Source organism: Variovorax sp. PvP013 (assembly GCF_050435945.1).
In the GTDB taxonomy this organism is placed as follows: Bacteria; Pseudomonadota; Gammaproteobacteria; order Burkholderiales; family Burkholderiaceae_C; genus Variovorax.
In genome coordinates, this window is record NZ_JBNDLF010000001.1 from 1,085,493 (window position 1) to 1,110,313 (window position 24,821).

Here is a 24,821-nt window from a genome sequence, read left to right on the forward strand (position 1 = left end):
TCCCCTCACCCCCACCCTCTCCCGGTGGGAGAGGGAGTCGATACCGGCTCCGGCGGGCAGTGCGGCGGCATGGGCCATCAATTCCCCCCCGCGTTGTGCGCGTCGTCGAAGAAATAGTCCTTCACCGACGCCGGCTTGTTCTTGATCGCGCCGACGCGATGCATGAACTCGGCCAGCGCGAAGGTGTTCTGCGGCGCGGTCTTGAACTGGACCTCGGGGCTCTTGATGATCTTCAGCAGCAGGTCGCGGTCGAGCTTGGCGTTGCCGCCCTTCAGGTAGATGTCGGCCGCCTTCTCGGGGTTGGCGGTGACGAAGCGCGCCGCCTCGCCCAGCGCGTCGACGAATGCCTTGTAGGTCTTGGGATTGCCGTCGCGGAATTTCTGCGTCGCGTAGAGCACGGTGGCCGAGGCCGGGCCGCCGAGCACGTCGTACGAGTTCAGCACGATGTGCGCCTGCGGGTTGCCCGCGAGTTCCTGCTCCTGGAACGGCGGATTGCCGAAGTGGGCGTTGATCTCGGTGCCGCCCTTGATGATGGCCGCCGCCGCGTCCGGGTGCGGCAGGGCCACGCTAGACTTGTCGAGCCGGGCGAATTCCTTGTCGCCCCAGACCTTGGCCGAGGCCATCTGCAGCACGCGCGACTGCACCGACACGCCCACCGCCGGCAGCGCGATGCGGTCCTTGGCGGTGAAGTCGGCGATGGTCTTGACCGCCGGATTGGTGCTCACCAGGTAGTACGGGAAATTGCCCAGCGAGGCCACGCCCCTGACGTCCTGGCGGCCCTTGGTGCGGTCCCACAGCGTGAGCAGCGGGCCGACGCCGGCGCCGGCGATCTCGATGTTGCCCGACAGCAAGGCGTCGTTGACGGCCGAGCCGCCCGAGAGTTGCACCCATTCGACCTTGGCGTCGACGCCGGCGGCCTTAGCGTGTTTCTCGACCAGCTTCTGCTCCTGCGCCACGTCCAGCAGCAGGTAGACGATGCCGAACTGGCGGGCGATACGGATCTGGCCCTCGGCCTGCGCGGCGAGGCTGCCGGCGAGCAGGCCCAGGCCGACGACGGCGGCCGCAGCGCGGCGGGTGAAACGGTGCATGGCGTGGGATTTCATGTCGGCGGTCATCAGAACGGCGCGTCGCCGACGACGGTGGTGCGGTTGAGGCGGCGGCGCAGGTGGTCGGGCGTGCCGGCGGCCAGGTGCATCAGCGAGCGGTTGTCCCAGAAGACGAGGTCGTGCGGGCGCCATGAGTGACGGTAGATGAACTCGGGCTTCACGCTGTGCGCGAACAATTCGGCCAGCAGCGCGTCGCCCTCCTCCTTCGGCAGATCGACGATGCGGGTCGTGAAATGCTCGCTGACGAACAGCGCCTTGCGTCCGGTCTCCGGGTGCGTGCGCACCACCGGATGCACGGCCGGCGCGACCTGGTCGATCTGCGCCTGCGAGAGCTTCGGGCGCCACGGGTTCTTCGCGCGCAGTTCCTCGTACTTGGCGAGGTAGCTGTGTTCGGCCTTCAGCGGCAGGATGCGTTCCTGGAGTTCGGGGCTCAGTGATTCCCAGGCCAGGTGCTGGTCGGCGAAGAGCGTGTCGCCGCCCTCGGCCGGCAGCTCCTGCGCGTGCAGCAGCGAACCCAGGCTGGGTCGGGGCTTGTAAGAGATGTCGGAGTGCCAGTAGACGCCCGCGTCGCCCAGGCCGATCGGCTCGCCGTTCTCCTTGATGTTGGAAACGATCAGGATCTCCGGATGCTGCGGCAGCTGGAACTGGTGCAGCACGTGGATCTCCAGCTCGCCGAAGCGGCGGCTGAACGCGACGTGCGCGTCGGGCGAGACCCGCTGGTCGCGAAAGACCAGCACGTGGTGGTCGAGGTGGGCGCGGTGGATGCGCGCGAAATCGGCCTCGTCGATCGGCTTGGAGATGTCCAGGCCCACGACCTCGGCGCCCACGGGGGCGTCGAAGGGGCGGATCTCGAAATCCTGGGACGTGGGGGCAGCCTGGAAGGACGGGGAAGCGAGGGGTGCGTCGGAAACGGCGGTCATTCGAATCATCCTGGGAGGGCGCTCGCCGGCATCGAGGCGGCGGCAGAATCCCGCACTCTAGGCGTCCGCCCCCCCAGGACGAACGATCGATTCATTGCTTGCTTATGACGAAAATGTATGAAGCGTGACCTTGGGAAGACGCCTACAACATAACGAGCGACGACCTGATACCTTCGATCTCCCTATCGAGCTTCCGCATGTACCGCCTCATCTACGCCAGTCACGCCCGTGACGCCCACCAGCAGGACCTCCCCGGCATCCTGGACTGGTCCCGCACCCACAATCCCGGCCTCGGCATCACCGGCGTCCTCTGCCTGCTCGACGGCACCTACATGCAGTGCCTCGAAGGCGAGGAAGCCGATGTCACGGCCCTCTTCGACAGCATCCGCCGGGACACCCGGCATCACGGCGCGACGGTCCTCGACCGCCGCGCCATTCCGCGACGCGCCTATCCGTCCTGGTCGATGGCCGTCCTGGAATGGAACGCCCGCACCAGGTCGATCTTCCGCAGCTTCTCGCCGGGCGCGCACCTCGACCTCTACGCCAGCGATCCTTCGACGGCCGCGCCGCTGGTGCGCGCGCTGACCCGCTCGTCGGACTGGAACTTCGTGCCCTGACACGGCCGGTGGCTCATGCCGCCGCCGCCACCGGCGTGTGCAGCCGACGGCCGCTCGCCGCATCGAACAGGTGCGCCTGGCCGGGACGCGGATGCAGCGCGAGCCGATCGCCCGGGCGTGCGTCGACGCGCTCCCGGAACGCCGCCGTCAGCGCGTGGCCGCGCGCGCGCAACGCGATCTGCGTCTCGTTGCCGGTCGGCTCGACCACCAGCACCTCGGCCTCGAAGCCGCCACCGAACCCACCCGTGCCGCCCGCCGGGGCCGGCCCCAGGTCGAAGTGCTCCGGCCGCGTGCCGTAGACCACCCGCGTGCCGTGCGCCGCTTCCGGCACGGCCGCCAGCGGCAGGCGCAGGCCGTCGTCGGTGAGCACGTGCGGCGCGATGCCGCCGTCGCCCCGGTCGAGCCGACCGGCGATCAGGTTCATCGCCGGCGAGCCGATGAAGCCGGCGACGAACAGGTTGGCCGGACGGTCGTACAGCGCGAGCGGCGAGCCGGCCTGCTCGATCGCGCCGTCCCGGAGCACGACGATGCGGTCGGCCATCGTCATGGCCTCGATCTGGTCGTGCGTGACGTAGACCGTGGTGGTGCCCAGCCGCTGGTGCAGCGCCTTGAGCTCGGTGCGCATCTGCACGCGCAGCTGGGCGTCGAGGTTGGACAGCGGCTCGTCAAACAGGAAGGCGTGCGGGTCGCGCACGATGGCGCGGCCCATCGCCACGCGCTGACGCTGGCCGCCCGAGAGCTGGCGCGGCAGGCGATCGAGCAGCCCTTCCAGCCCCAGGATCGCGGCGGCGTCCCGCACGCGGCGCGCCACCTCGGCCTTGCCGATGCGCTGCAGCGACAGCGAGAAGCCCAGGTTGTCGGCCACCGTCATGTGCGGGTAGAGCGCGTAGTTCTGGAACACCATGGCGATGTTGCGGTCCTTGGGCGCGACGTCGTTGACGACCTCGTCGCCGATCAGGATCTCGCCGCCGGAGATCGGCTCCAGGCCGGCGAGCAGGCGCAGCAGGGTCGACTTGCCGCAGCCCGAGGGGCCGACCAGCGCGACGAACTCGCCGTCGGCGATCGCCAGGTCGATGCCGCGCAGGACGGGCGTGCCGTCGAAGTCCTTGGCGAGCCCGCGCAGGGTGATGGAAGACATGGGGTTTCGGTCCTTGGGATGTCGGGTTCAGTCCTTGACGCCGCCGGCCGTGAGGCCGCGCACCAGGTAGGTCCGCACCAGCACCGTGAAGATCACCACCGGCAGCATCACCAGCGTGCCGCTGGCGGCGATCTTGGTCCACTCCCAGCCCTCGTACTGGAGGAAGTTGACGATGGCCACGGGCGCCGTCACGGCGTTGGTGCGGGTGAGGATGAGCGCGTAGAAGAAGTCGTTCCACGAGAAGATGAAGCACAGCACGGCCGTGGCCGCCAGACCGGGCGCGGTCAGCGGCAGCGCGATGCGGAAGAAGGCCTGCCAGACGCCGCAGCCGTCGATGTAGGCCGCCTCCTCCAGCGCCGTCGGCACGGCCTCGAAGAAGGTCTGCATCAGCCAGATCACGATGGCGAGGTTGAAGGTCAGGTAGACGATCGCCAGGCCGGCGATCGTGTCCTGCAGGCCGAGCCAGCGGTAGGCCAGGAAGAACGGGATGGTGAAGGCGATCGGCGGCGCCATGCGCGTGACCAGGATCCACAGCGCCACGCGATCGCGCCCCTTGAAGCGCCAGCGCGTGAGCGCGTAGGCCGCCGGCACGCCGATGACCAGCGACAGCGCCGTCGACAGCGTGCTCACCAGCAGGCTGTTGCCGAAGGAGCGCAGGAAGCTGCCCTGCAGCAGGCTGCGGAAGCCGTCGAGCGTGGGCGTGAACAGCCACGACTCGTCGAAGATGTCGGCCGCCGGGCGGAACGAGAGTTGCACCAGCCAGAGGAAGGGCAGCAGCACGATCGCCATGATCAGCACCGCCGCGGCCGGCCGGGCCTGACGGCGCGCCCAGCGGCGCAGGCGCCAAGCCGGGGTCGGTGCCGCCGCCGTCGGGCGGGCCGTGGCCGCGCGGCGCGTGCCGCGGGGTGCCGGGCGGACCTCGGACGACGCCCGGGCGGGCACCGCGTCGCCGCCCAGGTCGACGTGGCCCGCGCCGTCGGCGAGGCTCAGCGGAATGCCGCCCTGCTGCGCGCTGCGGGAAGCGGCCTGCCTGAAGCGGCCCGGCGCGCCGCTCATCGCCGGCTCCTTCCGAAGCGGCCGACCGCCCAGCTCAGCACGAACACGCCCACCAGCATCACCGTCGCGATCGCGCTGGCGTAGCCCCAGTAGGAGAAGTTGAAGGCCTGGATGAAGCCGTAGTAGTTGGTGACCTCCGTGACCGTGCCGGGTCCGCCGTTGGTCAGCACGTAGATCAGCGGAAAGGCCTTGAAGCTGTCGATCAGCCGGAACAGCCCGCACACCACCAGCACCGGGCGGATGTAGGGCAGCACGATGAAGCGGAACACCTGCCAGCGGTCGGCGCCGTCCAGGCGCGCGGCCTCCAGCGGGTCGGACGGGATCATCTGCAGCGACGCCAGCACCATCAGCATGGTGAACGGGAACCACTGCCAGGTATCGGCGACCACGATGGCGCCCAGCGCCGTGGCCGGGTCGGCGATCAGCGAGGACAGCGGCAGTCCGACCGCCTCCAGCGCGCGGTGCATCGGGCTGATGTCGGGCGTGTAGATGATCTTCCAGATCAGCGCGACGACGATCGGCGGCAGCACCATCGGGATGAGGAAGGCGGTGCGCGTGGCGCCCAGCACCTTCGAGCGCCCGTCGAGCAGCAGCGCCAGACCCAGCCCGGCGAGCAGCTGCAGCACCACGCTCGCGGCCGAGAGCTTGAGCTGCGTGCCGATCGAGCCGAGGAAGCGCGGGTCGTCGAGCAGCGCGCGGTAGTTCACCAGCGGATCGTCGAAACGGAAGCTGCCCACCGGATCGGTCAGGCTCAGCGGCGTGAAGCTCGCCACCACCAGCGCCGCCGCCGGCAGCAGGGTGATGAGCGCCAGCACGGCGAGCGCCGGCGCGAGCCCGAGGGCGAAGGCGCGCCGGCGCTGGCGTTCCCAGCCGCCGGAAAGTGTTGCGGTCGTCATTTCAATGTTCCACGGGTGCGATGCGAGGTGCTTTCGAAGCCGGAAACACCGCGCGACCGGCTTCGCCGGACCGCGGGTGTCGCCCTCTCGAAGGGGATTGGCGCTGCCACACGAGGCGGGCAAGCCCCGGGGTGGTCAAAGGTTCAGACCGGCGCGCTTGAGTTCGGCGATCGATGCCGCCTGCGCCTGCTGCAGCGCCTGCTTGGCCGACGCCTGCCGCGTCGCGATGAGCTCGATCGCCTTGTTGAGCTGCTGATCGACCTGCGGATAGACCGAGACGGTGCGGTACTTCATGTGCCCCGTCTTCGCGGCCAGCTCCAGCGTGTCGATCGACAGCTGGGCCAGGTCGCTGCCGTTGATGACCTGCTTGGCGCGGAACTCCTTCGAGTCGAGGGCCGAGCGGCGCGCCGGCGAACCGTAGCCCGCCAGCACGGCCTTCTGCGTGGTCTGCTTCGACAGCGCCCACTGGATGAAGGCCCACGCCGCCTCCTTCTGCTTCGACCCGGCCGGGATGCCCAGGCCGTGCACGGCGGTGCCGGGGAAGCGCCCGGCCGGTCCCTTGGGCACCAGACCGAACTTCACCGTCCTGATGGTCTTGCTGGTGGCCGGGTCGCCCAACTGCGCCAGGTGCAGCTGGCCGGCGTCGGTGAAGTTCACGCGCCCGAGCTTGAGCGCCTGCGTCACCTGGTCGGGCTGGTAGGTCACCGCGCCGTCGGGGCCGAACTCGCGCAGCAGGCTCGCGTAGTACTCGGCCGCCGCGACGGCCTCGGGCGTGTCGAGGGTCGGATAGAGGTCGTGCGGCGCCTTGCGGAAGACGTCGCCGCCGAAGGCCTGCAGGTAGGGCACGAAGGTCCAGCCGTAGTGGTTGTCGGCCACGAAGCCGGCCACACGGTCCTTCTTGTGGACGGCGCGCAGCACCTTCGCCAGGTCGTCCGTGGTGTCGGGGAACTGCAGGCCGGCCTGCTGCACGAGGTCGAAGCGCGACGACGCGGTCAGCAGCGCCTCGGCGGTCCACGGCACGCCGTAGAGCCTGCCGTCGCGGCCGGTCTCGGGCGCGCGCGCCGCCGGCAGGAAGTCGTTCAGGTCGAAGTCCGGCGCCGTCAGGTTCGGGTTGCGGACGAAGTCGTCCAGCGGCGTGAGCCAGCCCGATTCGATCCAGCGGCTCGAATAGATGAAGGTGACGTTCACCACGTCGAAGGCCGCGCCGCGCGTGGAGAGTTCGAGGTCGGCGCGCTGGTTGTAGACCGGGAACGAGGGCGCGTCGAAGTTCACCTTGGCGCCGGTCAGCGCCTCGAACTCCGGCAGCCACTGCTGCAGCAGCTTCGGATAGGCGGCGCTGAAGGTCGAGACGTTCAGCGTCACCCCGGCGAACTTCTTCGCCCCGCCCTGCGCGGACGCGAGGCCCGACAGGCCGGGGAACAGGGCGGCGGCGCCCAGCGCGGCGGTGCCGCGCAGCAGTTGTCGACGATCGGTCATGGTCAGGCCCGTGCGATCGCGGCGCTGATCTGCTCGTCGTTGACGGCGTCGGGACGGCGGCGGGTGCGGCTGCGCCGGCCGTCGACGGCGACGGCGGGCTCGCCCTCGACCGTGACGCGGCGCACCACGCGCGGCTGGTCGCCGTAGTCGTTGACCGCGTAGTGCTGCGTCGCGCGGTTGTCCCAGATCGCCACGTCGTCCTGCCGCCAGCTCCAGCGCACGGTGTTCTCCAGGGCGATCACGCGGTTCTGCAGCAGCTCGAAGAGACGGGCCGATTCGGTGCTGGAGAAGCCCGATATCTTCTTGATGAAATGCCCCAGCAGCAGCGCCCGCTCGCCCGAGACCGGATGCACGTGGACCAGCGGATGCTCGGCCTCGAACACCGCCGAGACGAAGACGTTCTGGTGATGACGCAGCCGCTGCTCCTCGACCACCACGCGCGTGGCGCCGTAGTCGTAGTCGTTGCTGTGCACGGCCCAGAGGCCGTCGGCGAGGCGCTTGAGCTCGTCGGGCAGGCGCTCGTAGGCGCGCGCCGTGTTGGCCCAGACGGTGTCGCCGCCATAGGCCGGGATGGTCACGCCGCGCAGGATCGAGATCTTGGGGAAGGCGTCGATGAAGGTGACGTCGGTGTGCCAGGAATCGGCCCGGCCGCCGCCCTTGGAGGCGTCGAGCTCGAACAGCCGCGTGCCGTCGGGCGCCGGCACCGTCGGATGCGCCACGGTGCGCCCGAAGCGCGCGCCGAAGGCCTGGTGCTCGGCATCGTCGAGCTGCGACTGGTCGCGGAAGAACAGCACCTTGTGCCGGACCAGCGCGCGGTGCAGGTTGTCGATGGTGGCGTCGTCGAAGTCGGCGCGCAGCCGCAGGCCGAGCACCTCGCCGCCGATGTGGCCGGCCACGCGCCGGATGCGCAGGTCGCCGAAGGAGGTGTCGATGCCCGAGGGCGATGGGGCGGCGACGGCCGCGGCGGCGGAATGGGATGCGGATGTGCTCATGGCGGGACTCCTCGAAATTTTCGAAAATTCTAGGAAGCCACCGCGATTCGGCGAACGAAGCAATTTCGATGTGCTTATCGGGATATGCACATTGCCGAACTGTCCGAATGCCGGCGCCGGGACGGCCTGTCACACAGCCGGGACAATGCGCGTGCGCGTTGATCCGGTCCATCCCATCCGATAAGCTTTCCCGTCGAGCCGAACCGATCGCACCGGCGCGCCACGGGGCCAACGCGATGCGGGATCGAAAGAAGCGGATCCTGGCCGTCGGCTCGATTCCCGAAACTTGAAACACTGACCAGGAGCAAAGATCCATGACTGTTGATGCGAAGTACAAGACCACGGCGACCGCCAGCGGCGGCGGCCGCGACGGCAAGACGGCGTTGGAAGACGGCACGATGGCATTGCAGCTGACCGTGCCGAAGGAGCTCGGCGGCCCGGGCGGCGACGGCGCCAACCCCGAGAAGCTCTTCGCACTCGGCTACTCGGCCTGCTTCCTCGGCGCGATGCGCGTGGCCTCGGGCCAGACCAAGATCAAGGTCCCCGAAGGCACGACCGTGACGGCCACGATCGGCATCGGTCCGCGTTCGGAAGGCGGCTTCGGCATCACCGCCGCGCTCGACGTCTACCTGCCGGGCCTGCCGCAGGACGAAGCGACGAAGCTGGTCGAGACGACGCACGACATCTGCCCGTACTCGAACGCCATCAAGGCGAGCGTGGACGTGGCGACCACGACGCGCGCCTGACGTCCCCGGGGCGGAGTTCCCGGCGTCCGCCAGCCCCGCCCCCACCCCTCTCGCGAAGCGACGCGCCGGCTCCGCCGGCATCAATTTCCGGCGTCGCCTTCCATCCCGCCTCCCCTGCTTCACTCGCGATCGCGGCACCCGTTCGACCCGGATGCCGCGGCCCGCCGACGTCAGTCCTGCCGCGTCAACGCGTGCCGGGCCGCCCGCGCGATGCTGTCCGCGTCGACGCCGAAGAACCCGCGCAGGGCCGCGCGCGTGTCGCTGCGCCCGAAGCCGTCGGTGCCCAGCGTCAGGTAGCGCCGGCCCTCGGGCAGCCAGGCGCGCACGCTCTCCGGCACGGCGCGCACGTAGTCGGTGGCCGCGACGATGGGGCCGGTGCCGGCCCGGAGCTGGCGGGCGACGAAGGGCTCGTCGCCGGTGTCGCCACGCAACGCGGCCTGCTCGCACGCGGCGCCGTCGCGCGCGAGTTCGCTCCAGCTCGTCACGCTGAAGACCTCGACGTCGACGCCCTCCCCGGCCAGCTGGTGCGCCGCCTTCACCACCTCGGTCAGGATCGCGCCCGAACCCATCAGCGTGACCTGCGCCGGACCCTGCGAGCCCTCGGCCGCGCCGAAGCGGCCGAAGCGATAGCACCCGCGCAGCACGTCGCCGTGCACCTCGGCGGGCAGGCTCGGCTGGGCGTAGTTCTCGTTCATCAGCGTCACGTAGTAGAAGACGTCGCGCTGCTCGACCAGCATCTCGCGCATGCCCGCGTCGACGATCACCGCCATCTCGCCGGCGAAGGCGGGGTCGTAGGCCTTGCAGTTGGGGATGGTCGCGGCCACCAGGTGGCTGCTGCCGTCCTGGTGCTGCAGGCCCTCGCCGCCGAGCGTGGTGCGCCCCGACGTGGCGCCCATCAGGAAGCCGCGCGCGCGCTGGTCGGCGGCGGCCCAGATGGCGTCGCCCACGCGCTGGAAGCCGAACATCGAGTAGTAGATGTAGAACGGCAGCATCGCCAGGCCGTGCACGCTGTAGCTGGTGGCCGCGGCCGTCCAGCTGGCGATGGCGCCAGCCTCGCTGATGCCCTCCTCCAGGATCTGGCCGTCGGTGGCCTCGCGGTAGCTCAGGATCGAGTCGATGTCCTCGGGCGCGTAGCGCTGGCCCACGCTCGAGTAGATGCCCACCTGCTTGAACAAGTTGGCCATGCCGAAGGTGCGCGCCTCGTCGGCCACGATGGGCACCACGCGGGGCCCGAGCGCCGGGTCCTTGAGCAGCGCGCCGAGCAGACGCACGAAGGCCATGGTGGTGCTCATGTCCTTGCCCTCGGCTTCCACGGCGAACTTCGCGTAGGCGGGCAATCCGGGCACGGGCACCACGTCGCAGGCCGTCTCGCGCCGGGGCATCGAGCCGCCGAGCGCGGCGCGGTGCGCCCTCAGGTAGCGCATCTCCAGGCTGTCGTCGGCAGGCTTGTAGAACGACAGGGACGTGGCCTGTTCGTCGGACAGCGGCAGGTCGAAGCGGTTGCGGAAGCCGATCAGGTCGGCGCTCTCGAACTTCTTGTGCGAGTGCGTCGTCATGCGGCCCTGGCCGGCGCCCATGCCGTAGCCCTTCTTGGTGTGGGCCAGGATCACCGTGGGCTGGCCTCGGTGTGCCGCCGCCGCGGCGTAAGCGGCGTGGATCTTCACGAGGTCGTGGCCGCCGCGCTTCAAGCGGTCGATCTGCTCGTCGGTCAGGCCCTGCACGAGGCGCTCGAGGTCGGCGTTCTGGCCGAAGAAGGTGTCGCGGTTGAAGCGCCCGTCCTTGGCCGCGAAGGTCTGCATCTGGCCGTCGACCGTGGCGCCGAGCGCGCGCACCAGGGCGCCGGTGACGTCGCGGGCGAACAGGCCGTCCCAGTCGCTGCCCCAGACCAGCTTGATCACGTTCCAGCCGGCGCCGGCGAACAGGCGCTCCAGCTCGTCGATGATGCGGCCGTTGCCGCGCACCGGGCCGTCCAGGCGCTGCAGGTTGCAGTTGACGACCCAGACCAGGTCGTCGAGCTTCTCGCGCGCGGCCAGGGTCAGCGCGCTCATCGATTCGGGCTCGTCCATCTCGCCGTCGCCGAAGACGCCCCAGACCTTGCGCCCGGCGCAGTCGAGCAGCTGGCGGTCGCTGAGGTAGCGCATGAAGCGCGCGTGGTAGATCGAGCTGATCGGGCCGAGCCCCATCGAGCCGGTGGGGAACTGCCAGAAGTCCGGCATCAGGTAGGGATGCGGGTAGCTGCACAGGCCGCGCGCGCCGGCGCCGTCGGCGCGGGTGGCGGCCGGCGCGGTCAGCTCCTGACGGTAGTGCAGCAGGTCATCCTCCGAGAGCCGGCCTTCGAGGAAGGCGCGCGCGTAGACGCCCGGCGCGCTGTGCGGCTGGAAGAAGACGAGGTCGCCGCCGTGGGCCCGGCCGCCGACGTCGCCGCACGCATGGAAGAAATGGTTGAAGCCGACCTCGAACAGGTCGGCCGCGCTGGCGTAGCTGGCGATGTGGCCGCCGAGCTCGCCATAGGCCTGGTTGGCGCGCACCACCATCGCCAGCGCGTTCCAGCGCATGAGGGAGCCCAGGCGCTCCTCCATCGCGAGGTCGCCGGGGAACGCCGGCTGGTCCTCGGCGGCGATGGTGTTGACGTAGGGCGTGGCCAGTTCGGGCGTCCAGCCGATGCGCTGGCGCCGCGCCAGGCGGGCGAGTTCGTCGAGCATGGCGCGGGCCCGGGCCGGGCCGTGCGAGGCCGCCAGCGCCAGGAAGGCGTCGCGCCATTCGGCGGTCTCGACGGGGTCGATGTCGATGTCGGGGGTGGCTTCGACGCCGTCGATGGCGCCGGCGGCGAGGGGCGAAACGTTCATGGGCTTGTCTCTCCAGGTTGTCGTGCGCATCGGAACACACGTCGCCCCGTCGCCGCAGCCGGAGGGTGTCGCCCCGGCGTCTAGGCGGCCACCGACGCCCCGGACTCGTCGCGCAGCGCCAGCGCGCGCCCGCGCCGCATGTCGATCGGGATCAGCAGCAGCAGGCCGCCGACGAAGAACACGCTCGTGGCCACGATGGCGATGCGCTGGTTGCCGCCGGTCGCCCAGGTGATGGCGCCGTAGCTCAGCGGCCCGACGATGCTCGCCAAGCGCGTCGCGAAGGTCCACAGGCCGAAGAATTCGCCGGACCGGCGCGGCGGCGCGAGCCAGCCCGTCATGGCGCGACCGGCCGACTGGCTCGACCCCATCGCCAGTCCGGCGATCACCGCCGCCCACCAGAAGTCGCCCTTGCCGCGCGCGGCCGCCGCGACGACGCACACCGCGATCCAGGCCACCAGCGTGCCCGACAGTGCGCGCCGATGACCCAGCGCATCCTGCAGGTAGCCGAAGGCGAAGGCGCCCAGGGCCGCGGCGATGTTGAGCACGAAGATCAGGGTCATCGTCTCGTGCGGCACGAAGCCGATCACCTGTTCCGCGTAGATCGCCGCCAGGGTGATCGCCACCGCCACGCCGGCCTGGTAGCAGACCGTGCAGGCCAGCAGCCACATGAAGTCGCGATGACCGCGCGCCTCGCCGAAGGCGCGGCGCAGGCGCACCCAGGCGCTCTCGGCGGCCTGGCCGGAGGCCGCCACCGCACGCTCCGGCAGCAGTGCGAAGGTGACGCAGGCGGCGGCGCCGTAGAAGACGGCGGTGATGAGCATCGTCACCGGCACGAAGTGCGCCGCCGGCAGGCCGCGTCCCTGCGCCCACAGCACGTAGCCCAGGCACAGACCCAATGCGAGCATGCCCCCGAAGTAGCCGAAGCCCCAGCCCCAGCCGCTGACCTTGCCCATGCCCTCGGCCGTCGCCAGTTCCGGCAGGAAGGCGCCGGTGAGCGATTCGCCGTACGAATAGAAGACGTTGGCGACGATCAGCAGCGCCATGGCCAGCACCACGCCGGCCGGCACGACACCGGCCCCGCCGCCGGCGAAGCGCGGCGTCAGCGCCAATGCCGCCGTGGCGATCACGCAGCCGCCCGTCGCCAGCATCAGCACGCGCTTCTTGGCGGCGTGCCGGTCGGCCCAGGCGCCGATCGCCGGCATCGTGACCATCACGATCGCGTAGGAGATGCTCAGCGCGGCGGTCCAGGCGAAGGTGGCCCAGGGCGCGCCGCGCGCGATGCCGCCGACGAAATAGGCGGCGAAGACCGCCGTGACGACGACGGTGGTGAAGCCGGAATTGGCGAAGTCGTACATCGCCCAGCCGAAGACGTCGGCGCGGCGCACGCCCGGGCGTAGCGCCGACGCGGGAAACAGGCTCAAGGCCGGCTCCTGCGCGCGAGGATCAGTGGAGGTGGCGCGGCCGGCGACCGCCGCCGTGCCCGCCGGCACCGGGACCGCCCGAGCCGCCGCTGCCGCGCGGGCGCTTGCCGATCTCCAGCGAGTTCACCAGCGCGTCGAAGCGCTCGCCGAAGAGCTTGTCGATCTCGGCGACCACGCCGCCGAGTTCGGCGCCGTCGAAATGGCGCTCCATGAGGTTGACCACGTCCTCGACCAGCAGGTCGCGCTGCACCTGCATGATGGCCGCCGGGTTGGGGCCGACGAACAGCATCACGAAGTCGTCGCGCGACTCGTCGTCGGCATCGCCCTCGTCCTCGTCGTAGTCGGTGTCGTAGAAGGTGACCTCGATCGCCGCGCCCTGCTCGGCCAGTTCGTTGAGCGCCATGCACATCTCGTCGAGTTCCTGCCGGAAGTCCTCGTCGCCGGCCACCGTCCAGCACATCTGGAGCACGTGCTCCTTGGCGTCGAAGCGCAGGCCCGGCTCCTCTTCGTAGGAGCTGGTGGCGCCGTCGGCCAGCGAGCGGGCGCCGGCATAGGTCCACAGCGGCTTGAGCGCTTCCTGGATCTGGGCGAAGGTGACGTCGGAACGCAGCGGCACGTCGCCGTGGACGTGGATTTCGAATGGAGCGTTGTAGCGTGGCATGGAGGGCTCCAGGGATGTTTCGTGATGCCCGCAACCACGGGAAGGCGGGATCCGCGACGGGCAATTGAAGTCGATGATACCCGCAGCATCGCGCGCTCCGCAGGCCCGCCGAATGCCCCGACCACGCCCTCGGGCGGCGGCTTCAGGGGTCGTCCGACGGCGGCCGGGCGGCCGGCGCGACCGCCGTTTCGTCCAGCCGGCGGCTGTCGACGACGTCCACGCGCCACCACGGCGGCAGCAGGCGCCGCACCTCGGGTCGCGCGAAGCGGTCGTCGAGCAGCCAGAGCACGCCCGTGTCGTCCTCCGTGCGGATCACGCGGCCGGCCGCCTGCACCACCTTGCGCAGGCCCGGATAGAGGTAGGTGTAGGCATGGCCGTCGCCGCCGAAACGCGCCTCGATGCGCTCGCGCATGGCCTCGTTGCGCGCGTCGTGCTGCGGCAGCCCCAGGCTGGCGATGAAGGCGCCGATCAGGCGCTCGCCCGGCAGGTCGACGCCCTCGCCGAACGCGCCGCCCAGCACCGCGAAGCCCACTCCCCGTCCGCCCGGGCGGAAGCGCGACACGAAGGCATCGCGCTCCGCCTCGCGCATGGCCGCCGACTGGGTCCAGGTCGCGATGCTCGGATGGCGGCGCGCGAAGAGCGCGTGCGCGGCGGCCAGGAAGTCGAAGCTGCTCAGGAAGACCAGGTAGTTGCCCGGCCGCCGCTCGAACTGCGCGGCGACCAGGTCGACCAGCCGCCCCATCGAGCGCGTCCGGTCGCGAAAGCGCGTCGACAGGTCGGCGGCGATGCGGACCTCGAGCTGCGCCGCCCTGAACGGCGAGGCCACCTCGAGTTCGCCCGCGTCCGCCGGCAGCCCCAGCATGTCGCGGTAGAACGCGAACGGCGCGATGGTGCCCGAGAAGCAGACGGTGGTCATGGACGCGGCGAAGCGCCGCTGCAGGAACGGCGCCGGGACGAGGTTGCGGATGGCGATGGCGTTGCCGTCGGCCTCGCGCGCCGCGTCGAGCCGACCGCCTTCACCGCCGCCGCCGAGCACGCTCTCGAAGACCGAATGCCCGGCCAGCGAGCCGGCGCACAGCCGCGTGAACTGCAGCGCGTCGAAGAAGAAGCGCTGCAGCGGCGCCTGCGCCGTCGCGGCTTCCAGGAGCGTCCCGCCGGCCGCCGGGCGCGACGATGCCGATGCCGATGCCGATGCCGATGCCGCGAAATGGTCCGCCAGCACCGCGACGACGTCCTTGAGCGCATCGTGCAGGCCCTCGGGCACCTCGTCCTGCGCCGCGTGCTCGGCGACCTGCGCCTTCTGCAGCGCGCGCCATTCGCGGCGCACCCGCGCCACGGCCGGGCGCACGTGGGCCGGCGCCAGCAGACGCGCCGCCTCGACGTCGCCGACGCGCAGTTCGGCCGAGTACATGCCGCGTGCCCGGTCGAGCAGGTTGTGCGCCTCGTCGACGAGGACGGCGACGCGCCAGTCCTCCTGCCGCGTGAGCGCGAACAGGAAGGCGCTGGTGTCGAAGTAGTAGTTGTAGTCGGCCACCACCACGTCGGCCCAGCGCACCATCTCCTGGGCCAGGAAGTACGGGCAGACGACATGCGCGCGGGCGATGTCGCGTGCCGCCGCCACCGTCAGGCGAGGCGTGGCCACGGCCTGGTCGCGGGCGGCCGGCAGGCGGTCATAGAACCCACGCGCCAGCGGGCAGGCCTCGCCGTTGCAGGCGCGGCCCGGGTACTCGCACACCTTCTCGCGGGCGGCAAGTTCGACCACGCGCAGGGGCACGCTCGCCGCCGGCCGCGCCAGCAGGTCGAGCGCTTCCAGCGCGACGCCGCGCCCCGAGGTCTTGGCGGTGAGGAAGAACAGCTTGTCGGTCTTCTGCGATGCCCAGCCGCGCAGCAGCGGAAAGATCGTCGCCACGGTCTTGCCGATGCCCGTAGGCGCCTGCGCGATCAGGCAGCGCCGGGACGATGCCGCGCGGTACACGCCCTCGGCCAGCTCGCGCTGGCCGGCGCGGAAGCCCGCGTGCGGAAACGCCAGGCCGTCCAGCGCGCGGGCCAGGTCGCTGCGATGCCGCCCTTCCTGCAGGGCCCAGTGCATGAAGCGCCGGCACAGCATCTCGAAGTCCGCGCGCAGCTCGTCGCGCCGGCAGCGTGCCTCGACCACCGTCTCCTCGTTCGTCGCGATGTCGAGGTAGACCAGCGCGACGTCGATCTCGACCAGGTCGTGCCGCTCGCACAACATCCAGCCATAGGTGCGCGCCTGCGCCAGGTGCAGCGCCCGGTGGTTCTGCCGGATGGCGTCGAACTCGCCGCGGAAGGTCTTGATCTCCTCGACGCGCGCGCGGCCGGTGTCGGTGTCTCCTGCGGCTTCGAAACCGTCCGCACGCCCGCGCACGATCAGCCCCTCGAAGCCGGCCGCGAGCGCCACCTCGCTCTGGTAGGTTGCACCGCGCCGGCCCTGCACCCACTGATGGCCGGCGATGCCTTCCTGCGCGGTCGGTGCCGGTGCGAAGCGGAAGTCCAGATCGCCCGCCTTGGCGCCGAACTCGCACAGCGAGCGGACCGACACCCGCAACGCGGGCGGCGGGCCGGTCTGCGCGTTCGCATCGGAGGAGTGGAGATCGGCCATGGAACTGTTCAAATATACAGCCCTGTCCTCGCGCTGCACAGCACAAGGAAGAATGCCGCTGCGGCGCAGAAGGCTCCGCGCCGCAGCGGCATTCGTCATGTTGGTGCCCGAGGCCGGAATCGAACCGGCACGACCGCGAAGTCGAGGGATTTTCCTGCCACTTCGGCTTTCGCCGCCAGCGCGCGAGGCGTCGCTGTTCGTGGTCTGGAGCACGCCTTCACCCTGGTCCTGAGACTGTAGGTGCCCGCCGTCTGCTCTCTACACCTTCCGTGGAGTCCGTCGGAACGGCCTCTGCGGCTTGGCTCGGCGTTGGCTCGGCGACCCGCGCGACACCGGATGCGAGTCCGGATCGGCAGTCGGCCAGGGCGTTCACCGAATTTGACGGGTTTCATCTCCGGCGTTTCCCCCGGAGGGCTCAAATTGCTTCAAGTCCCTTGTGTCTACCGATTTCACCACTCGGGCATGCCGGCGACCGCATCACGGCGGCCGGCTCTGCTGAGCCATCGAGAATACCATCGCGATCGAGATCCATTGCTCGACTCCTTTTCGATGAGTGGCCGAAGCGCTCGGATCACCTTTGCCACGCGCCGTTTTCTTCCGTTTCTCCATGGCCCTGACATAAGATTCAGGACGGAAGGCCGCTGCGTCCACGGCGCTCGCCGCGGGTGGCGTCCTCGGGATGGGGTTTCAGGATCTTGGTCATCGACAACGCTTTCGCCGAACTGGGACTGGCCGCCGACGCGACCGAACGCGAGGTCAAGGCCGCCTGGCGTCGTCTCGCCTCCCAATGGCATCCCGATCGCAACGCCAGCGCCGAAGCCAGCGCCCGGATGCAGCGCATCAACCAGGCGTTCGAGTACATCCGCCGCAACGGTCGTCCCCTGCCAGCCTCCCCCGACGAGCCGACGCCCGGTGCGCGGGGCGCCGATGCCGCGCCCGATCGGGAAGCGCCGGCGGATGAAGGTGCTTCGGCTTCGGCTTCGGCTTCGGAGACGAATCGCAAGGCGGACGACGACACGGCCGCCGATGCGGGAGCATCGCGCCGGCTGCTTCGGCGCAAGATCAAATTGACACTGGAGGAAGCCGCCGCCGGCTGCATCAAGGTGCTGCGGGGCAAGGTCGTCGACACGTGCATGGACTGCGCGGGTGCGGGCTCGCGGGTCGTGGCCGGGCACTGCGCGGCCTGCGGCGGGTCGGGCACCCTGCAGAAGCGCTCGTTCTTCGGCTGGTCGGCCGGCGCCGCTACCGCCTGCGAAGCCTGCCTGGGCAGCGGTGCCGGACGGGTCGACTGTGCGACCTGCGACGGCACCGGCAAGCTGCCGCCACGCAGCTACCGATTGAGCGTGCGCATACCCCATGGCGTGCGCCACGGCGATCTGCTGCACGTCGACGGCCGTCGCGTGCGTGCCGACGGTCCGAATGCCGACGTCGAGATCCGCGTCGAGATCACGACCCACGACCTCTTCCAGCTGGGCGACGACGGCACCATCCACTGCGACATGCCGATCGACGGCTTCGCCTGGATCGCCAACCGGACCGTCAAGGTGCCCACGCTGTCGGGCTTCCAGCCGCTGCCGCTGAGCCGCGACCAGTTGACGTACCGGCTCGACGGCCAGGGCTTTCCGGTGCAGCGTCGCGGCCCGCGCGGTGACCAGGTGATCACGCTGACGCCGATCTTTCCGACGCGCTTGAGCACCGACCAGCAGATCCTGCTCGATCAGCTCTCCGCCACCGGCCTCGGCGCCGACGGCGAAGCGATCGACGAGCGACTGCGCGCCTGGCATCGTGGGCTGCGCGCCTGGGAGAAGGGTCGGTAGGGAACGGAAACGACGGACAAAAAAATGCCCCGGCATCGCGGGGCATCTTGAACGTCGATCTGCGTCGAATTCTTTGGAGGCGCGACCCGGAGTCGAACCGGGCTAGACGGATTTGCAATCCGTTGCATAACCGCTTTGCTATCGCGCCATGTCTGATCGAAATCGAAAAAAAGGGAAGCCTGGGCTTCCCTTTTTTCGAATCTGGAGCGGGATAAGAGACTCGAACTCTCGACCTATACCTTGGCAAGGTATCGCTCTACCAACTGAGCTAATCCCGCATATCGAGCCTCGAATTATATACCAGTTTTTCGAGGTCCGACAAGTGCCTTCGAATCTTCAGTGCTTGATCGACCCTTCGGGCGGCTGCGCCGCGCGTTGGCGCGACAGTTCCGCCACCGCTGCGGCCGATGCCGCCACCTCTTCGTCGGACAACGGCGTCGGCGCCTTCTCCAGCGCGATCTCCAGCACCTTGTCGATCCACTTCACCGGAATGATCTCCAGGCCGTTCTTCACGTTTTCCGGGATGTCCTGCAGGTCCTTGGCATTCTCTTCCGGGATCAGCACCGTGCGGATGCCGCCGCGCAGGGCCGCCAGCAGCTTCTCCTTCAGTCCGCCGATGGCCGTGACCTCGCCGCGCAGCGTGATCTCGCCCGTCATCGCGACGTCGCCGCGCACCGGGATGCCCGTGAGCGCCGACACGAAGGCCGTCGTCATCGCGGCACCGGCGCTCGGGCCGTCCTTGGGCGTGGCACCGTCGGGCACGTGGATGTGGATGTCGCGCTTCTCGAAGATGTCGTCGCGGATGCCCAGCCGGTGCGCGCGGCTGCGCACCACCGTGCGGGCGGCCTCGACCGATTCCTTCATCACGTCGCCCAGCGAGCCGGTGCGGCTGATCACACCCTTGCCTGGCATGACGACGGCTTCGATCGTCAACAGGTCGCCACCCACCTCGGTCCAGGCGAGTCCGACCACCTGCCCGACCTGGTTCTGCTTCTCCGCCAGGCCGAAGGTGTACTTGCGCACGCCCAGGAAGTCGTTGAGGTTGGCGCCGTCGACCGTGACCTTGGGCGTCATCTTCTTGAGCAGCAGGCCCTTGACGACCTTGCGGCAGATCTTGGACAGCTCGCGCTCGAGCGAGCGCACGCCGGCTTCGCGCGTGTAGTAGCGCACGATGTCGCGCACCGCCTCCTCGGTGATGAGCAGTTCCTCGTCCTTCACGCCGTTGTTCTGCATCTGCTTGGGCAGCAGGTACTTCAGCGCGATGTGCGTCTTCTCGTCCTCGGTGTAGCCGGCCAGGCGGATGACCTCCATCCGGTCGAGCAGCGCGGGCGGAATGTTCATCGAATTGGACGTCGCCACGAACATCACGTCGCTCAGGTCGAAGTCGACCTCGACGTAGTGATCGCCGAAGGTGTGGTTCTGCTCGGGGTCCAGCACCTCCAGCAACGCGCTCGACGGATCGCCGCGGAAGTCGGTGCCGAGCTTGTCGATCTCGTCGAGCAGGAACAGCGGATTGCGCGTGCCGACCTTGTTGAGGCTCTGCAGCACCTTGCCCGGCAGCGCGCCGATGTAGGTGCGGCGGTGGCCGCGGATCTCCGCCTCGTCGCGCATGCCGCCGAGCGCCATGCGGGTGTACTTGCGGCCGGTCGCCTTGGCGATCGACTGTCCAAGGGAGGTCTTGCCCACGCCGGGCGGGCCGACCAGGCACAGGATCGGCGCCTTGACTTTGTCCACGCGCTGCTGCACCGCGAGGTATTCCAGGATGCGGTCCTTGACCTTGTCGAGGCCGTAGTGGTCCTCGTTGAGCACGGCTTCCGCGTTGGCGAGGTCGTGCTTGATCTTGGTCTTCTTGCTCCAGGGCAGGCCGATCAGCACGTCGATGTAGTTGCGCACCACCGTGGCCTCGGCCGACATCGGCGACATCAGCTTGAGCTTCTTGAGCTCGCCCTCGGCCTTCTTGAGCGCGTCCTTGGGCATCTTGGCGAGCTTGATCTTCTTCTCGATCTCCTCGATGTCGGCGCCGTCCTCGCCCTCGCCCAGTTCCTTCTGGATCGCCTTGACCTGCTCGTTGAGATAGAAGTCGCGCTGGTTCTTCTCCATCTGGCGCTTGACGCGGCCACGGATCTTCTTGTCGACGTTGAGGATGTCGACCTCGCGTTCGAGCTGACCGAACAGGTTCTCCAGGCGCGCCTTGACGTCGTCGAGGTCGAGCACGGATTGCTTGCTGTCGAGCTTGAGCGGCAGGTGCGCGGCGATGGTGTCGGCCAGCCGGCCCGGATCGTCGATGCTGGAGATCGAGGTCAGGATCTCCGGCGGGATCTTCTTGTTGAGCTTGACGTACTGGTCGAACTGCTGCATCACGGCGCGGCGCAACGCCTCGATCTCGGTGCCCTTCTGGGCCACGACGTCGGCCACCGCGACGGGCGTCACGGTGGCGGTGAAGTGGGTCTCGGCGTCCTGGATGCCGTCGACGCGCGCACGCTGCTGGCCCTCGACCAGCACCTTCACGGTGCCGTCGGGCAGCTTGAGCATCTGCAGGATGGTGGAGACGCAGCCGACCGCGAACATGTCCTCGACAGCGGGCTCGTCCTTGGCGGCGGCTTTCTGCGCCACCAGCATGATGCGTCGTTCGGCTTCCATGGCCAGTTCGAGCGCCTTGATGCTCTTGGGCCGGCCGACGAACAGCGGAATCACCATGTGGGGAAACACGACGACATCGCGCAGCGGCAGGAGCGGCAGGTCGATGGCGTCGGGGGGCAAGGGGGTGTGACCGGACATGCGAATCCTCGAAGTGATCAGGCAAAGATGGAACGCGCCGCCCGCATTTCAAGCCCGGACGGCGCGTTCATCGTAGAGACACGCGGATCCCGCGTGCCGACAGGGGTGGAAGTCCCCGCGTGCTCAAGCCTTCTTGGCCGCCTCGCGATAGACGAGCAGCGGCGGCTTGTTCTCGTCGATGGTCGATTCCTCGACCACGACCTTGTCGACGTTGGTCACGTTGGGCAGGTCGAACATGGTGTCGACCAGCGACTGCTCCAGGATCGAGCGCAGGCCGCGCGCGCCGGTCTTGCGCGCGAGTGCCTTGCGCGCGATCGCCTTGAGCGCGCCGGGCCGGATCTCCAGGTCGACGCCCTCCATCTGCAGGAGCTTGACGAACTGCTTGACGACCGCGTTCTTGGGCTCCGTCAGGATCTTGACCAGCGTGTCCTCGGTCAGTTCGGCCAGCGAGGCGACCACCGGCATGCGTCCGACCAGTTCCGGGATCAGGCCGAACTTGATCAGGTCTTCCGGCTCGACCTCACGGAACATGTCGGTCAGGCTGCGCTGCGTCTTGCTGCGCACCATCGCGCCGAAGCCGATGCCCGAGGCCTCGGTCCGGTTCTCGATCACCTTCTCCAGGCCGGCGAAGGCGCCGCCGCAGATGAACAGGATGTTGGTCGTGTCGATCTGCAGGAAGTCCTGGTTCGGATGCTTGCGACCGCCCTGCGGCGGCACGCTGGCCATCGTGCCTTCGATGAGCTTGAGCAGCGCCTGCTGCACGCCCTCGCCCGACACGTCGCGCGTGATCGACGGGTTGTCCGACTTGCGCGAGATCTTGTCGATCTCGTCGATGTAGACGATGCCGCGCTGGGCACGCTCGACCTCGTAGTTGCAGCTCTGCAGCAGCTTCTGGATGATGTTTTCGACGTCCTCGCCGACGTAGCCGGCCTCGGTCAGCGTGGTGGCGTCGGCCATCACGAAGGGCACGTCGAGCATGCGCGCGAGCGTCTGGGCCAGCAGCGTCTTGCCCGAGCCGGTCGGGCCGATCAGCAGGATGTTGCTCTTGTTGAGCTCGACGTCGTCGCCCTTGGCCTTCTCCTTGTGGCGCAACCGCTTGTAGTGGTTGTAGACCGCCACCGACAGCATGCGCTTGGCCGCTTCCTGGCCGATCACGTAGTTGTCGAGGTTGTTCTTGATCTCCAGCGGCGTCGGCAGGTCGCTGCGTGCCTCGCGCGATTCCTCGCCCGCAGGGAGTTCGTCGCGGATGATCTCGTTGCACAGGTCGATGCATTCATCGCAGATGAACACGGACGGCCCGGCGATGAGCTTCTTGACCTCGTGCTGGCTCTTGCCGCAGAAGGAGCAATAGAGCGTTTTTTCGCTGGAAGAGCCTTTTTTCTCGGCCATGGGCAAATGCCTCGTAATGGGGTTCAACAATCATAGCCAAGAGCGAAAGGCCACTTTCCGAACGAAAACGGCGTTCTCCGAATGGAAAACGCCGCTTTTCCGCTCAGACGCCAGGGCGCCCTCGACCCCTGCGCGCCAGATCAGCCGCGCTTGGCGATGACCTGGTCGATCAGGCCGTATTCCTTCGACTCGTCGGCCGTGAGGAAGTAGTCGCGCTCGGTGTCGCGCGCGATCTTCTCCAGCGGCTGGCCGGTGCGTTCGGCCAGGATGCGGTTCATCTGGTCCTTGGTGCGCAGGATGTCGCGCGCGTGGATCTCGATGTCGGTCGCCTGGCCGCGTGCGCCGCCGAGCACCTGATGGATCATGACCTTCGAATTGGGCAGCGAGAAACGCTTGCCCTTCTCGCCGGCCGCCAGCAGGAACGCGCCCATGCTGGCCGCGAAGCCGATGCACAGGGTGGACACGGCCGGCTTGATGAACTGCATCGTGTCGTAGATCGCCATGCCGGCGCTCACGCTGCCGCCGGGCGAATTGATGTAGAACGAGATGTCCTTGTCGGGGTTCTCGCTCTCGAGGAACAGCAGTTGCGCCACCACGAGGTTGGCGGTCTGGTCGTTGACCTCGCCCACCAGGAAAATCACGCGCTCCTTGAGCAGCCGCGAATAGATGTCGTAGGAACGCTCGCCGCGGCCCGATTGCTCGATGACCATCGGCACCATGCCGAGGCCTTGAATTTCCTGTGCGCTCATATTGCTCTCTCCAGAGTGTTTCTTACCAACCCGCCAATTTGGGGCTCACGCGCAGAGCACAAGCCCCGGGCCGTACACACCCGGACACGGCCCGCAGCGATCAGCCTTGCTGCTGCTGCGCCATCAGTTCGTCGAAGGAGACGGCCTTGTCGTTGACCTTGGCCTTGCCCAGGACGAAGTCGGTCACGTTGTTCTCGATGACGACGGCCTCGACCTCGGCCAGTCGGTCCTTGTCGCTGAAGTACCAGCGCACGACGTCGGCCGGGCGCTCGTAGCTGGCGGCCAGCTCCTCGACGTGGGCCTTGACCTGCTCGGGCTTGGCGTGCAGCTCGTTGGCGCGCACCAGTTCGGCGACGACGAGACCCAGGCGCACGCGGCGTTCGGCCTGCGGGCGGAACATCTCCTCGGGGATCGGCGCCTTGTCGGCGTCCTTGACGCCGCGCTGCTTGAGCTCGGCGCGGGCGCCCTCGACCATGCGGGCGACCTCGGACTGCACGCTGGAATTGGGCACGTCGAGTTCGGCGTTGCCGATCAGGGCGTCCATGACGGCGTTCTTGTTGCGCGCCAGCAGGCGGAACTTCACTTCGCGCTCGAGGTTGCGCTTGATGTCGGCGCGCAGGCCCTCGACGGTGCCTTCCTCGATGCCCAGCGACTTGGCCAGTTCCTCGTCGATGGCGGGCAGTTGCGATGCCTCGATCTTCTTGACGGTGACCAGGAAGTCGGCCTGCTTGCCGGCCACGTCCTTGCCGTGGTAGTCGGCCGGGAACGACAGGGGGAAGGTGCGGCTGTCGCCGGCCTTCAGGCCGCGCACGGCGTCCTCGAACTCCTTGAGCATCTGGCCTTCGCCGACGATGAACTGAAAGTCCTCGGCCTTGCCGCCCTGGAAGGGCTCGCCGTCGATCTTGCCTTCGAAGTCGACCGTCACGCGGTCGTCGTCCTTGGCGGCAGCGTCCTGCGCGCCCGGCTCGAAGGTGCGGCGCTGCTTGCGCAGGATGTCGAGCGTCTTGTCGATGGCCTCGTCGCTGACCTCGGCCGTGATGCGGTCGATCTCGGCGGCGGAGAGGTCGTTGATCTTGACTTCGGGAAACACCTCGAAGATCGCGTCGAAGGCCAGGGCGCCTTCGGGCGACTCTTCCTTCTCGGTGATGCGGGGCTGGCCGGCCACGCGCAGCTTGGCTTCGTTGGCGGCCTGCGAGAAGGCCTCGCCGACCTTGTCGTTCATGACCTCGTAGTGGACCGAGTAGCCATAGCGCTGGGCCACGACCGTCATGGGCACCTTGCCGGGACGGAAGCCGTCCATCTTGACGGTGCGCGCGATCTTCTTCAGGCGCGCGTTGACTTCCGACTGGATGGTGTCGACCGGCAGGGTCAGGGTGATCTTGCGCTCGAGCTTGTCGAGGGTTTCAACGTTCACGGTCATCTGGTGTCTTCCTTGAGGGGATTTTTTGAGCTGGTGCGCGGGGCCGGACTCGAACCGGCACGTTCTTGCGAACGTCAGGACCTAAACCTGGTGCGTCTACCAATTTCGCCACCCGCGCGGTCAGGGGACTCAATGCAAGAACGGGCGGTCTGTCGTGCAGACCACCCGTTCGA

Annotated in this window: 18 protein-coding genes and 3 tRNA genes; 3 read left to right on the plus strand and 18 right to left on the minus strand. The window is 68.8% G+C overall.

Annotated features, from left to right (window positions below; all coding sequences use genetic code 11):
* Positions 1–77 precede the first annotated feature (77 nt).
* On the minus strand, positions 78–1,088 hold the full coding sequence (locus tag ABID77_RS05230; RefSeq protein ID WP_429591843.1) for an ABC transporter substrate-binding protein: 1,011 nt from the start codon (positions 1,086–1,088) through the stop codon (positions 78–80).
* A 26-nt stretch (positions 1,089–1,114) separates the two neighbouring features.
* The gene (locus ABID77_RS05235; protein WP_429591846.1) at positions 1,115–2,026 is read right to left on the minus strand and encodes a TauD/TfdA dioxygenase family protein; all 912 of its coding nucleotides are present in this window, start codon (positions 2,024–2,026) and stop codon (positions 1,115–1,117) included.
* Between the two features lie 197 nt (positions 2,027–2,223).
* Here ABID77_RS05235 and ABID77_RS05240 point away from each other — a divergent pair, with 197 nt between their 5' ends.
* Positions 2,224–2,643: a BLUF domain-containing protein gene (locus ABID77_RS05240; protein ID WP_429591848.1), complete on the plus strand. Its 420-nt coding sequence runs from the start codon at positions 2,224–2,226 to the stop codon at positions 2,641–2,643.
* Between the two features lie 13 nt (positions 2,644–2,656).
* Here the strand turns inward: ABID77_RS05240 and ABID77_RS05245 are convergent, their stop codons facing one another.
* From ABID77_RS05245 to ABID77_RS05265, 5 genes are all read right to left on the minus strand, one after another.
* The gene (locus ABID77_RS05245) at positions 2,657–3,781 is read right to left on the minus strand and encodes an ABC transporter ATP-binding protein (protein WP_429591850.1); all 1,125 of its coding nucleotides are present in this window, start codon (positions 3,779–3,781) and stop codon (positions 2,657–2,659) included.
* Between the two features lie 27 nt (positions 3,782–3,808).
* Positions 3,809–4,837 carry a carbohydrate ABC transporter permease gene (locus tag ABID77_RS05250; protein WP_429591852.1) on the minus strand — a complete coding sequence of 343 codons (1,029 nt, stop codon included), beginning with the start codon at positions 4,835–4,837 and terminating at the stop codon, positions 3,809–3,811.
* Positions 4,834–5,733, minus strand: coding sequence for a carbohydrate ABC transporter permease (locus tag ABID77_RS05255; protein ID WP_429591855.1), 900 nt, complete (start codon positions 5,731–5,733; stop codon positions 4,834–4,836). Before ABID77_RS05255 ends, ABID77_RS05250 begins: the two co-directional genes overlap by 4 nt.
* Positions 5,734–5,868: 135 nt before the next feature.
* Entirely contained in the window at positions 5,869–7,209 is a 1,341-nt protein-coding gene (locus ABID77_RS05260; RefSeq protein WP_429591858.1) for an ABC transporter substrate-binding protein, read from the minus strand.
* A gap of 2 nt (positions 7,210–7,211) precedes the next feature.
* Positions 7,212–8,201: a TauD/TfdA dioxygenase family protein gene (locus tag ABID77_RS05265; protein ID WP_429591861.1), complete on the minus strand. Its 990-nt coding sequence runs from the start codon at positions 8,199–8,201 to the stop codon at positions 7,212–7,214.
* 314 nt (positions 8,202–8,515) lie between these two features.
* On the opposite strand from ABID77_RS05265, the gene ABID77_RS05270 reads away from it, so the two are divergent.
* The gene (locus tag ABID77_RS05270; RefSeq protein ID WP_429591864.1) at positions 8,516–8,947 is read left to right on the plus strand and encodes an organic hydroperoxide resistance protein; all 432 of its coding nucleotides are present in this window, start codon (positions 8,516–8,518) and stop codon (positions 8,945–8,947) included.
* Positions 8,948–9,117: 170 nt separating this feature from the next.
* On the opposite strand, the gene mdeB is transcribed toward ABID77_RS05270, so the two are convergent.
* From mdeB to ABID77_RS05290, 4 genes are all read right to left on the minus strand, one after another.
* Positions 9,118–11,793 (minus strand): alpha-ketoglutarate dehydrogenase, encoded by a 2,676-nt coding sequence (gene mdeB, locus ABID77_RS05275; protein WP_429591867.1) that lies wholly within the window; start codon positions 11,791–11,793, stop codon positions 9,118–9,120.
* A gap of 80 nt (positions 11,794–11,873) precedes the next feature.
* Positions 11,874–13,214, minus strand: a complete 1,341-nt coding sequence (locus ABID77_RS05280) for an MFS transporter (protein ID WP_429591871.1) — start codon at positions 13,212–13,214, stop codon at positions 11,874–11,876.
* A 22-nt stretch (positions 13,215–13,236) separates the two neighbouring features.
* Positions 13,237–13,875 carry a DUF6806 family protein gene (locus ABID77_RS05285; protein WP_429591874.1) on the minus strand — a complete coding sequence of 213 codons (639 nt, stop codon included), beginning with the start codon at positions 13,873–13,875 and terminating at the stop codon, positions 13,237–13,239.
* Positions 13,876–14,017: 142 nt separating this feature from the next.
* Positions 14,018–16,495: an ATP-dependent DNA helicase gene (locus ABID77_RS05290; RefSeq protein WP_429591877.1), complete on the minus strand. Its 2,478-nt coding sequence runs from the start codon at positions 16,493–16,495 to the stop codon at positions 14,018–14,020.
* A gap of 695 nt (positions 16,496–17,190) precedes the next feature.
* Here ABID77_RS05290 and ABID77_RS05295 point away from each other — a divergent pair.
* Complete coding sequence (locus ABID77_RS05295) at positions 17,191–18,312, plus strand: DnaJ C-terminal domain-containing protein (protein WP_429591880.1); 1,122 nt, start codon at positions 17,191–17,193, stop codon at positions 18,310–18,312.
* A gap of 74 nt (positions 18,313–18,386) precedes the next feature.
* Here ABID77_RS05295 and ABID77_RS05300 read toward each other — a convergent pair.
* The 7 genes from ABID77_RS05300 to ABID77_RS05330 form a co-directional block, all read right to left on the minus strand.
* Positions 18,387–18,460 (minus strand) — tRNA-Cys (locus ABID77_RS05300).
* Between the two features lie 54 nt (positions 18,461–18,514).
* Positions 18,515–18,590, minus strand: a tRNA-Gly gene (locus tag ABID77_RS05305).
* A 58-nt stretch (positions 18,591–18,648) separates the two neighbouring features.
* Positions 18,649–21,090: an endopeptidase La gene (lon, locus tag ABID77_RS05310; RefSeq protein WP_429591883.1), complete on the minus strand. Its 2,442-nt coding sequence runs from the start codon at positions 21,088–21,090 to the stop codon at positions 18,649–18,651.
* Positions 21,091–21,213: 123 nt separating this feature from the next.
* A complete protein-coding gene (clpX, locus tag ABID77_RS05315) occupies positions 21,214–22,479 on the minus strand; it encodes an ATP-dependent Clp protease ATP-binding subunit ClpX (RefSeq protein WP_429591886.1) in 1,266 nt (421 codons plus the stop codon).
* Positions 22,480–22,619: 140 nt separating this feature from the next.
* Entirely contained in the window at positions 22,620–23,228 is a 609-nt protein-coding gene (clpP, locus tag ABID77_RS05320; RefSeq protein WP_429591888.1) for an ATP-dependent Clp endopeptidase proteolytic subunit ClpP, read from the minus strand.
* Between the two features lie 100 nt (positions 23,229–23,328).
* Entirely contained in the window at positions 23,329–24,648 is a 1,320-nt protein-coding gene (gene tig, locus ABID77_RS05325; protein WP_429591891.1) for a trigger factor, read from the minus strand.
* 31 nt (positions 24,649–24,679) lie between these two features.
* Positions 24,680–24,766, minus strand: a tRNA-Leu gene (locus ABID77_RS05330).
* Positions 24,767–24,821: the final 55 nt, after the last annotated feature.

Excerpts from the sequence above, each read along its gene's own strand:
- ABID77_RS05235 (WP_429591846.1), bottom strand. The coding sequence starts at position 2,026 with ATGACCGCCGTTTCCGACGCACCCCTCGCTTCCCCGTCCTTCCAGGCT.
- ABID77_RS05245 (WP_429591850.1), bottom strand. The coding sequence starts at position 3,781 with ATGTCTTCCATCACCCTGCGCGGGCTCGCCAAGGACTTCGACGGCACG.
- ABID77_RS05260 (WP_429591858.1), bottom strand. The coding sequence starts at position 7,209 with ATGACCGATCGTCGACAACTGCTGCGCGGCACCGCCGCGCTGGGCGCC.
- ABID77_RS05270 (WP_429591864.1), top strand. The coding sequence starts at position 8,516 with ATGACTGTTGATGCGAAGTACAAGACCACGGCGACCGCCAGCGGCGGC.
- ABID77_RS05255 (WP_429591855.1), bottom strand. The coding sequence starts at position 5,733 with ATGACGACCGCAACACTTTCCGGCGGCTGGGAACGCCAGCGCCGGCGC.
- ABID77_RS05250 (WP_429591852.1), bottom strand. The coding sequence starts at position 4,837 with ATGAGCGGCGCGCCGGGCCGCTTCAGGCAGGCCGCTTCCCGCAGCGCG.
- lon (WP_429591883.1), bottom strand. The coding sequence starts at position 21,090 with ATGTCCGGTCACACCCCCTTGCCCCCCGACGCCATCGACCTGCCGCTC.
- ABID77_RS05285 (WP_429591874.1), bottom strand. The coding sequence starts at position 13,875 with ATGCCACGCTACAACGCTCCATTCGAAATCCACGTCCACGGCGACGTG.
- ABID77_RS05230 (WP_429591843.1), bottom strand. The coding sequence starts at position 1,088 with ATGCACCGTTTCACCCGCCGCGCTGCGGCCGCCGTCGTCGGCCTGGGC.
- clpX (WP_429591886.1), bottom strand. The coding sequence starts at position 22,479 with ATGGCCGAGAAAAAAGGCTCTTCCAGCGAAAAAACGCTCTATTGCTCC.
- ABID77_RS05290 (WP_429591877.1), bottom strand. The coding sequence starts at position 16,495 with ATGGCCGATCTCCACTCCTCCGATGCGAACGCGCAGACCGGCCCGCCG.
- ABID77_RS05265 (WP_429591861.1), bottom strand. The coding sequence starts at position 8,201 with ATGAGCACATCCGCATCCCATTCCGCCGCCGCGGCCGTCGCCGCCCCA.
- ABID77_RS05240 (WP_429591848.1), top strand. The coding sequence starts at position 2,224 with ATGTACCGCCTCATCTACGCCAGTCACGCCCGTGACGCCCACCAGCAG.
- mdeB (WP_429591867.1), bottom strand. The coding sequence starts at position 11,793 with ATGAACGTTTCGCCCCTCGCCGCCGGCGCCATCGACGGCGTCGAAGCC.
- clpP (WP_429591888.1), bottom strand. The coding sequence starts at position 23,228 with ATGAGCGCACAGGAAATTCAAGGCCTCGGCATGGTGCCGATGGTCATC.
- tig (WP_429591891.1), bottom strand. The coding sequence starts at position 24,648 with ATGACCGTGAACGTTGAAACCCTCGACAAGCTCGAGCGCAAGATCACC.